This window comes from Nocardioides dubius (assembly GCF_039528155.1).
GTDB classification, from domain to species: Bacteria; Actinomycetota; Actinomycetes; order Propionibacteriales; family Nocardioidaceae; genus Nocardioides; species Nocardioides dubius.
This window is the reverse complement of the sequence record NZ_BAAALG010000007.1, coordinates 146,645-156,266: the sequence shown is the minus strand read 5'-3', so window position 1 is coordinate 156,266 and position 9,622 is coordinate 146,645. Positions and strand designations below refer to the sequence as shown.

The window sequence follows — 9,622 nt, the reverse complement described above, 5'->3', positions numbered from 1 at the left end:
GGGTCGAGGACGACGCCGAGGATGCCGTGGAAGGTGGCCTTGAACCCCTCCAGGCGCTGCAGCTCGGTGATGATCGAGGTGCGTCCGCTCAGCCTGTTCACCGGCGCGAGCTCGGACGGCGGCGCGGGGGTGCGCAGCACTGCGTCCGGGGTGAAGAGCTCGCCGACCGCGGTGAAGTCGCGTGCGTCCACCAGGGCGGCGTAGCGGGCGACCAGGTCGTGCAGCGCGAGCCGGTCGTCGCCGGAGAGGGTCACAGGCCGAGCCGCTCGGCACAGGCGGAGAGCTCGTCCTTGGCCTGCTCGAGGTCGCCGGTGTCGCTGGCGGCCAGCACGATCCGGGTCGCGCCCTGGGCCTCGAGGGAGGCCGCCCGGTCGGCGTTGATCTTGGTGACCAGGTGGCCCAGCGAGAGCTCCAGGGCGTTCGGGTCGCGGTCGTGCTCCTCCGCGGTGCGACGCATCAGCGCGACCACGTCGGCCAGCGCCTCGCCGGCCAGGCCCAACGGCTGGAGGCCGTTGCCGTAGCGCCCGGCGCGGCGGGCGGCGGCCGGGGTGTGGCCGCCGATGTGCAGCGGCACGCCGCCGGCCTGCACCGGCTTCGGGTAGCTGACGGCGTGGTCGAAGTCGAAGAACTCGCCGTGGTGGCTGACCCCGTCCGGGCCGCCGGCCCAGAGCTTGCGCAGCACCTCGATCTGCTCGTTGGCGCGCCGTCCGCGGGCGGTGAACGGCACGTCGCACGCCTCCAGCTCCTCGCGCAGCCAGCCCATGCCGACGCAGATCCGCAGGCGGCCGCCGGAGATCCGGTCGAGGGTGGCGAGCCGCTTGGCGAGCACCACCGGCTGGTGCACGGGCAGCACCAGCACGCCGGTGGCCAGTCCGAGCCGCTCGGTGCGCCCGGCCAGGAAGGAGAGCATCTCCAGCGGGTCCGGGATGTCGACGTCCGCGGCCAGCTCGACGCGCCCCGACGGCGCATAGGGGTACTCGCTGGCGTACTCGCTGGCCATCACCGCGTGCTCGACCAGCACCAGCGACTCGAAGCCGCACGCCTCGGCGTGCCGGGCGTAGGCGCTCATCCACTCGGGGTCGGCCGTGCGGCCGGAGGCGGAGGATGCGACGACTGCGAATTCCATGGGGGACTCCTTCTGGGCGCCGTCCCGCGTGGTGGCGGCGGCTCGCTACGACTCGTTTCAAGCAACTGCTTGATAGATTAGCAGCGGGGTGCCTGCGCAGCGGGCCCTCGATCCCATCCGCCAGCATGAAACGAGAGTGGTCACCATGGCGCGACGCCAGACGGGCGAGGAGTCCGCCTACCGCGAGGCCAAGCGTGCCGAGCTGTTGAAGGTCTGCGCCGAGCTGATCGCGCGGCGCGGGTACGCGGCCACCACGGTGCGCGAGATCGGCGACGCCGCCGGTCTGCTCTCGGGGAGCCTGTACTACTACTTCAAGTCCAAGGAGGACATCCTCGAGTCGCTGGTCAGCGGCCTTCAGGACGTGCTCTGGGCGCGCTACCAGGAGATCGTCGACTCCGCCGACAGCCCGCGGGTGAAGCTGGAGCGGGCACTGCGGGTCTCGCTGGAGGCGATGCACACCCACAACGACGAGGTGCGCGTCTATCAGAACGAGGGCGCGATGCTGCACCTCAATGAGCGGTTCAAGCCGATGGCGGCGCGGCGCCACGAGTTCGAGTCGATGATCAGCGGCTTCCTGGTCGACGGCGTCGCGGCGGGCGAGTTCCGTGCCGACCTGCGGGTGCAGGTGGCCTTCCGGCTGATCCGCGACTCGGTCTGGCCGGTGGTGCACTGGTACCGGCCGGGCGGCGACGTCACCATCGACGAGGTGGCCGACGAGTACCTCGCGCTGCTGTTCGATGGTCTTAATCCCCGCTCAATGTGACCTCAGCGCTGGAAATCCCCGGAATTCTGCGCGCTGAGGTCACATTGGGCGGGGGTCAGACGCCGTAGCCGCCGTCCACGTCGAGCTTCTGGCCGGAGATGAAGCCGGCCTTGTCCGAGGCCAGGAAGATCGCGGCCTCGGCGATGTCGAGCGCGGAGCCGAAGCGACGCAACGGGATGTTGTCGCGGGTGATCGCCAGGGCCGCCTCGTCGAGGTCCCCGTTCGCGATCAGGCGTTCGGCCATCCCGTCGGTCAGCATGCCCGGCCCGACGCAGTTGACCCGGACGCCGTAGCGACCCTCCTCGGCGGCGAAGCCGCGCGCCAGCGCCTCGACCGCTGCCTTCGGGCCGGACGAGAGTCCGTCGCGCTTGGGGTAGCGGGTGGTCGCCGCGGTGCTGACCACGACGATCGAGCCGCGGGAGGCGCGCAGGTGGGGGAGCGTTGCGCTGACCAGGTTGAAGAACCCGTCGACGTCGATGCGCGTCTGCCGGGCGAAGTCCTCCGGTGCCACGCGCGACAGGTGGACCATCGGCACGTGCGGTCCGGCTGCATGCACCAGCGTGTGGAGGCCACCGTGGGCGGCGGCCGCCTCGTCGACGCTCGCCTTGACGGCGTCCGCATCGGTCAGGTCGAGCGGGGCGGCGCTGCTCGTCTCGCGGTGGGCGCGCAGCTCGGAGAGGAGCTCGGCGGCGGCTGCCTCGGCGGAGCGGTAGGTGAAGTGCACCGTGCTGCCCTCCTCCGCGAGCCGGCGGCTGATCGCCGCGCCGATCCCGCCGGTGCCGCCGGTGACGAGTGCGGTTCCGGTGCGGTGACTGAACATGAGGGTCCTCTCGACGGCATCAAGCAAGCGTTAGATTGTAACGCTGCGTCGCGAGACCGTCGAGGCTCGCGGCGGCCCATCGGGAGCCCGGTCGGTCTAGACCGGAAGTCTCGAAGGCGGGAGCAACTTGGACCCCATCCATGAATGGTCGCTAGTGTCGCCGGGTGGATTGTCTCCCTGACGCTGGTGGCCCGTCGTTCCTCCCCATCGCGATCGGAGGCTCCCTCCTCCTGCTCGGCCTGGTCGTGATGTGTCGCCGGCACCTGCGCGCCCTGGCCGCGGGCCTGCTGACGATCGCCGTGCTGCTCGGCTCGGTCGGCACCCCGCTGGAGCACGCGGCCGCGGACAGCGGCTGTCCGCCCGCCGGCCAGCTCCCGGCCGACGACGAGAACGGGCCTACCGGCCCCGGCGACGACGACGAGGACGACGGCGAGGCGGCCGAGCGGTTCGCGGTCAGCTACACCGCAGCCCCCGGCGGTGCCATCACCGGCGACCTGGCGCAGCGCATCGAGAAGGGCGCCGACGCCACTCCGGTCACCGCGGTCCCCGATGCCGGCCACACCTTCGTCGACTGGAGTGACGGCGTCAGCACCGCGCGGCGCCACGACCGCGACGTCTCCGCGAAGATCGACGTCGAGGCCCGCTTCGCGGCGATCACCTACGACCTCACCTACGCGGCCGGGTCGAACGGCACCCTCGGCGGCAGCACCACGCAGACCGTCGCCCACGGCACCGACGGCACCGCGGTCACCGCCGTGCCCGACACCGGCTACGCGTTCGTGCGCTGGAGCGACGGCAACACCGACAACCCGCGCCAGGACCTCGACGTCACCGACGACCTCAGCGTCACCGCGGAGTTCGCCGTGCTCACCTTCCGCGCCCGCTATCTCGCCGGCCCAGGCGGTGCAGTGACCGGCGACACCGACCAGACCGTCGCCTGGGGCGCCGACGCGACGCCGGTGACCGCCGTCTCGGGCGCCAGTCACCGCTTCGTGCGCTGGAGCGACGGCAGCACCGCCAACCCCCGCGCCGACCTCGCCCTCGCCGCCGACCTCACCGTGACCGCCGAGTTCGCGCGGCTCCGCTACGACCTGACCTATACCGCAGGCCCCGGCGGCACCCTGAGCGGCGACCTCGCGCAGAGCGTCGAGCACGGCGACGACGGCACCGCCGTCAGCGCCGTCCCCGCCGCCGGCCAGCACTTCCTGCGCTGGAGCGACGGCAGCACCGCCAACCCGCGCACCGACCTCGACGTCACCGCGCACCTCGCCGTCACCGCGATCTTCGAGGTCAACACCTATGCGCTGACCTACCTGCCGGGAGCCAACGGCACGGTCTCCCCGAGCGCCCCAGCGACCGTCGAGCACGGCGAGGACGGCCCGGCGGTCTCGGTCACGCCCGACGCCGGCTACCGCTTCGTGCGCTGGAGCGACGGCAGCACCGCCAACCCGCGCACCGACCTCGACGTCACCGCCGACCTCACCGTCACCGCCGAGTACGAGCTGATCACCTACACGGTCCGCTATCTCGCGGACTCCGGCGGGTCCATCGGTGGCACCGCCACCCAGACCGTCGCGCACGGCTCGAGCTCGACCGTGGTCACCGCGGTGCCTGACGTCGGGCACGAGTTCGTGCAGTGGGGCGACGGCAACACCGATGCCACGCGCAGCGATGGCCCGATCACCGCGGACATGAGCATCACCGCGTTCTTCGCCACGAGCTCCTACACCCTCGCCTACACCGCCGGCACCGGCGGCACGATCACCGGCACCGCCACCCAGTACGTCAACCACGGCAGCGACGGCAGTGCCATCACCGCGGTGCCCGACACCGGCTACCGCTTCGTGCGCTGGAGCGACGGCAGCACCGCCAACCCGCGCACCGACCTCAGCGTGGTCGGGGACCTCTCCGTGAGCGCGGTCTTCGAGAAGCTCAGCTACACCCTCACCTACACCGCCGGCACGGGCGGCACGCTGAGCGGCACCACCACGCAGAGCGTCGAGCACGGTGAGGACGGCACCGCGGTCACCGCCGTGCCCGACGCCGGCTACACCTTCACCCAGTGGAGCGACGGCGTCACCGCGAACCCGCGCACCGATGCCGGCGTCACCGCATCGATGAGCGTGAATGCCGAGTTCTCGGACGCCGTGGTCCTTCCGCTGCACGGCGACGTCGCCGGCTCGGTCCCGGCGGCCGGTGGCCAGCTGCGGGTGAAGAACACGGGCGCCGCCGCTGCCGAGTACCTGCTGGTGCCCACGAACCTGTCCGGCTCGGCCCTGTCCATGACCACCTCGATCACCGGCAATGCGGCCTCGGTGCTCGCCGATCAGACCGGCAGCGCCGCCGCCAACGCGGACGCCGATGCCACCCGGCGCCGCGACCAGGTCGGCTTCGCCGAGGCGGCTCGCGCCGGCACCGTCGGCGGAACGCCGCTGGTTCCCGCGGCCGGCGTGCCTGCCGGGGTGGTTCCCGCGGTCGGCGACACCTGGCGGCTCAACCGCGAGATGGGCGCCGGCTGCGCGAGCGGCACCGGCACGAACGCCGTCGTCAAGGCGGTGGGCGACCACGCGATCCTGGTCGGCGACGATCAGAACCCCACCTATGGCGGCGGCCTTGCGCCGTTGGCCACCGAGACCGACTACCACAACGAGTTGCTCAAGGCGTTCGACGAGACGATCTACCCCGCCGTCACCGGCGCGTTCGGCGCTCCGTCCGACGTGGACGCGAACGGCCGCGTGGTGATCTTCGTGACCCGCGGCCTGAACGAGCTCGCGCCCCCGGCGTCGAGCACCATCGTCACGGAGCTGACCCGTCCGCTGGACCTGCTGGAGAAGAGCGAGTGCGCGCTCAGCAACGAGGGTGAGGTCATCTATCTGATGGCTCCTGACGCCAACGGTGAGGTCAACTCGAACGTCCGGACCGTCAGCAGCACCTACGGGAACTCGCTGCCTGCCCTGGCGCGCCAGCTTGGTCTGCTCATCAACGACGGCGCCCGCCTTGACGCCGGCGCGGCTCTGGACGGCACCTGGCTGAGCATGGCGCTCGCCGACGCCGCCAGCGAGCGCACCTTCTACGGGGCCTCGGTCGGCCTGACTCCACTGGCGAACATCCTGGTCACGCAGCTCACCACCGGCCCCAACGCCAGCAAGCGGGTCGCGGCGTTCAACACCTATGCCAACACCAACTTCACCCGGCTCCGCGGCTGGCTGCAGAGCCCGCAGAACAGCGGCCTGCTCGCCGACGGCGGCACGGGGGCGGCGCGCGGTGCAGGCTGGGCCTTCCTGCGCTACGCCGCGGACCGGCATGCGAACGGGTCGCCGGCCGCGGAGGAGGCGTTCTGGTCGGCGCTCGCCTCGGCCACCGGAACCCCAGCGGCCGCCTTCACCGCGGTGACGGGTGCCGACATCCAGGTCTGGTACCGCGACTTCGTGCTGGCGATGTTCCTCGACGACCAGGCCGACGCCGGCCTGCTGGGCGCCTCCGGCAAGTGGGCCCAGCCGAGCTGGAGTTTCCGGAGCCTCTTCATCGCGCTGAACGGCTCCTACCAGCTGACCAACGTCGCCCTCGCCGTCGACGGGTCGGCCACCACCTCGTACGCGCGCGGCGGCGGCTCGGTCTACCTGCGCTTCGCGGTGGCCGCCGGTGCCACGACCGCGCTCACCTTCACCCCGACGTCCTGGCCGGGCGGGGCGAGCATGGGTTACCGGGTGGTACGCCTGCGCTGAGCCCGTCGGAGCGACCGCCGGGCGATGCTCCGGCGGTCGTTCGGCGTCCGCTCCGGGTGAGCCAGGTCACTGGCACATGCTGAGACGGCGGTATTCCACGTGGTGGACTCGTGGATACGATCCCGCGAGCGGGACCGGGGCAACGAGGCCCTGGGCAAGGGGCGGCAAGGAAGGTCGCCGTCACCTTCACCGAAGAACGGAGTAGTAGTGATCATCGGAGTCATCAGGGAGCAGAGCCCTGGCGAGACACGCGTGGCGGCAACCCCTGCCACCGTGGTTCAGCTCGCGAAGCTCGGATACGAAGTCATCGTCGAGTCGGGCGCGGGTGAGGCCTCGAGCTTCTCCGACCAGGCCTACGTCGAGGCAGGCGCCACGATCGGCGATGCCCTGGCCGGCGACATCGTGCTGAGCGTCAACACGCCCACGAACCCTCAGCTGGACGGTCTCCGTGAGAATGCCACGCTGATCGGCATCCTCAACGCGCGGACCGAGGAGGCGACCGTCGCCAACCTCACCGCGCGCCCGATCACCGCACTGTCGATGGACGCCGTGCCGCGGATCAGCCGCGCGCAGTCCATGGACGTGCTCTCCTCGATGGCGAACATCGCGGGCTACCGCGCCGTCGTCGAGTCCGCTCACGTCTTCGGCCGGTTCTTCACCGGCCAGGTGACGGCCGCGGGCAAGGTCCCGCCGGCCACCGTGCTGGTCGCCGGTGCCGGCGTCGCCGGTCTCGCCGCGATCGGTGCTGCCGGCTCGCTCGGTGCCATCGTCAAGGCGACCGACCCGCGTCCCGAGGTCGCCGACCAGGTGAAGTCGCTGGGCGGTGAGTACCTCTCGGTGGAGTCCGCCGACGTCGAGGTCTCCGCCACCGGCTACGCCAAGGAGATGTCGGACGACTACAACGCACGGGCCGAGGCGCTCTACGCCCAGACCGTGCCGAACACCGACATCATCATCACCACCGCGCTGATCCCGGGGCGCGCCGCCCCGGTGCTGATCACCAAGGCGATGGTGGCCTCGATGAAGGCCGGCTCGGTCATCGTCGACATGGCTGCCGGCAGCGGCGGCAACGTCGAGGGCTCGGTCGCCGGTCAGGTGGTCACCACCGACAACGGCGTCACCATCATCGGCTACACCGACCTCGCCGGTCGTCTGCCCGCGCAGGCCTCGCAGCTCTACGGCACCAACCTGGTGAACCTGCTCAAGCTGATGACCCCGGAGAAGGACGGCCAGCTCGTCCTCGACTTCGAGGACGTCATCCAGCGCTCGATCACCGTGGTCCGCAACGGCGAGTCCACCTGGCCCGCTCCGCCGGTCCAGGTCTCCGCCGCCCCGGCCGCTGCGCCCGCCGCTGAGGCAGTCGTGGCCAAGGAGGAGAAGAAGCCGCTCACCACCGGTCAGCGTCTCGGTGGCGTGCTGGTGGGTGCGCTCGCACTGCTGGCCCTGGTCGCGGCCTCGCCGGCCGTCCTGCAGGGACAGCTGATCATCTTCGCGCTCTCGATCGTGATCGGCTACTACGTGATCACGGGTGTGCACCACGCGCTGCACACGCCGCTCATGTCGGTGACCAACGCCATCTCCGGAATCATCGTGGTCGGTGCCCTGCTCCAGATCGGGCACGACGGCAACCTGATCACGATTCTGGCGGCGCTGGCGATCCTGCTGGCCTCCATCAACATCTTCGGTGGCTTCGCGGTGACCCGCCGCATGCTCGCCATGTTCTCGCGATCCTGAAAGGAGCTGACTCATGGAAATCACTGACATTTCGTACGCCGCCTACCTGGTAGCGGGTCTGCTCTTCATCCTGGCCCTCGCGGGCCTCTCCAAGCACGAGACCGCCCGGCTGGGCAACTACTTCGGCATCGCCGGCATGGGCGTGGCGCTGGCCGCCACCATCGCGCTGGCGATCGACGGCGACCCCAGCGGTCTCGGCGTCACCCTGCTCATCGTCGCCGTCATCGTCGGCGCCGTGATCGGTCTGCAGCGGGCCAAGGTCGTCGAGATGACCGGCATGCCCGAGCTGATCGCGCTGCTGCACTCCTTCGTAGGTCTGGCCGCCGTGCTGGTGGGCTGGAACGCCTACCTGCACGCCGAGTACAAGGGCGATGACTCCGCCGAGGTCTGGAAGCTCAAGGCCCTCGACATGCTGGGCATCCACTCCGCCGAGGTCTTCATCGGCGTCTTCGTCGGTGCGGTCACCTTCACCGGCTCGATCGTGGCGTACCTGAAGCTCTCCGCGAAGATCAAGTCCAACCCGCTGATGCTGCCGGGCAAGAACTTCATCAACCTCGGCTCGCTGGTCCTCTTCGTCGGTCTCACCGTCTGGTTCGTCGTCGACCCGCAGCTGTGGCTGCTGATCGTGGTCACCGCGCTGGCGCTCTTCCTCGGTTGGCACCTGGTCGCCTCCATCGGTGGCGGCGACATGCCGGTCGTGGTCTCGATGCTGAACAGCTACTCCGGCTGGGCCGCTGCGGCCTCCGGCTTCCTGCTCGACAACCCGCTGCTGATCATCACCGGTGCGCTGGTGGGCTCCTCGGGTGCCTTCCTCTCCTACGTGATGTGCAAGGCGATGAACCGCTCGTTCATCTCCGTGATCGCCGGTGGCTTCGGCATCGCTGCCGGTCCCGCCGAGGACAAGGACTACGGCGAGCACCGCGAGATCAACGCCGAGGGCGTGGCGGACATGCTGAACGGCGCCAAGTCGGTCATCATCACCCCCGGCTACGGCATGGCGGTCGCCCAGGCGCAGTACGGCGTCGCGCAGCTCACCTCGAAGCTGCGGGACAAGGGCGTCGACGTCCGCTTCGGCATCCACCCCGTCGCGGGTCGCCTGCCCGGCCACATGAACGTGCTGCTGGCCGAGGCCAAGGTGCCCTACGACGTCGTGCTCGAGATGGACGAGATCAACGACGACTTCGCCGAGACCTCGGTGGTCCTGGTGATCGGTGCCAACGACACCGTCAACCCGGCCGCCTCCGAGGACCCGACCAGCCCGATCGCCGGCATGCCGGTGCTCACGGTCTGGGAGGCGGAGAACGTGATCGTCTTCAAGCGCTCGATGGCCTCGGGCTACGCCGGCGTGCAGAACCCGCTGTTCTTCCGGGAGAACTCGGCGATGCTCTTCGGTGACGCCAAGGACCGCGTCGAGGACATCCTCCGCGCGCTCTGATCCACGCTCCAGGCTCCAC

Annotated in this window: 7 protein-coding genes; 4 read left to right on the top strand and 3 right to left on the bottom strand. The window is 70.5% G+C overall.

The features are described from left to right. Together ABD151_RS09480 and ABD151_RS09475 are read right to left on the bottom strand one after the other, a co-directional pair. On the bottom strand, window positions 1–254 hold a 254-nt coding region (locus ABD151_RS09480; RefSeq protein ID WP_343993648.1), incomplete at its 3' end, for a nuclear transport factor 2 family protein. After that, window positions 251–1,126, bottom strand: coding sequence for an LLM class F420-dependent oxidoreductase (locus ABD151_RS09475; RefSeq protein WP_343993646.1), 876 nt, complete (start codon window positions 1,124–1,126; stop codon window positions 251–253). The genes ABD151_RS09480 and ABD151_RS09475, both read right to left, overlap by 4 nt. Window positions 1,127–1,271: 145 nt before the next feature. Here ABD151_RS09475 and ABD151_RS09470 point away from each other — a divergent pair, with 145 nt between their 5' ends. Further along, window positions 1,272–1,889: a TetR/AcrR family transcriptional regulator gene (locus tag ABD151_RS09470; protein WP_343993644.1), complete on the top strand. Its 618-nt coding sequence runs from the start codon at window positions 1,272–1,274 to the stop codon at window positions 1,887–1,889. Between the two features lie 55 nt (window positions 1,890–1,944). Here ABD151_RS09470 and ABD151_RS09465 read toward each other — a convergent pair whose 3' ends face one another. Further along, window positions 1,945–2,709: an SDR family NAD(P)-dependent oxidoreductase gene (locus ABD151_RS09465; RefSeq protein ID WP_343993642.1), complete on the bottom strand. Its 765-nt coding sequence runs from the start codon at window positions 2,707–2,709 to the stop codon at window positions 1,945–1,947. Between the two features lie 164 nt (window positions 2,710–2,873). Between ABD151_RS09465 and ABD151_RS09460 the strand changes: the two genes are divergently transcribed. The 3 genes from ABD151_RS09460 (at window position 2,874) to pntB (ending at window position 9,603) form a co-directional block, all read left to right on the top strand. Further along, a complete protein-coding gene (locus tag ABD151_RS09460) occupies window positions 2,874–6,434 on the top strand; it encodes an InlB B-repeat-containing protein (protein WP_343993640.1) in 3,561 nt (1,186 codons plus the stop codon). Window positions 6,435–6,641: 207 nt separating this feature from the next. Beyond that, window positions 6,642–8,168, top strand: a complete 1,527-nt coding sequence (locus tag ABD151_RS09455; RefSeq protein ID WP_343993638.1) for a Re/Si-specific NAD(P)(+) transhydrogenase subunit alpha — start codon at window positions 6,642–6,644, stop codon at window positions 8,166–8,168. Between the two features lie 13 nt (window positions 8,169–8,181). Then, window positions 8,182–9,603: a Re/Si-specific NAD(P)(+) transhydrogenase subunit beta gene (pntB, locus tag ABD151_RS09450; RefSeq protein ID WP_343993636.1), complete on the top strand. Its 1,422-nt coding sequence runs from the start codon at window positions 8,182–8,184 to the stop codon at window positions 9,601–9,603. Window positions 9,604–9,622 lie beyond the last annotated feature (19 nt).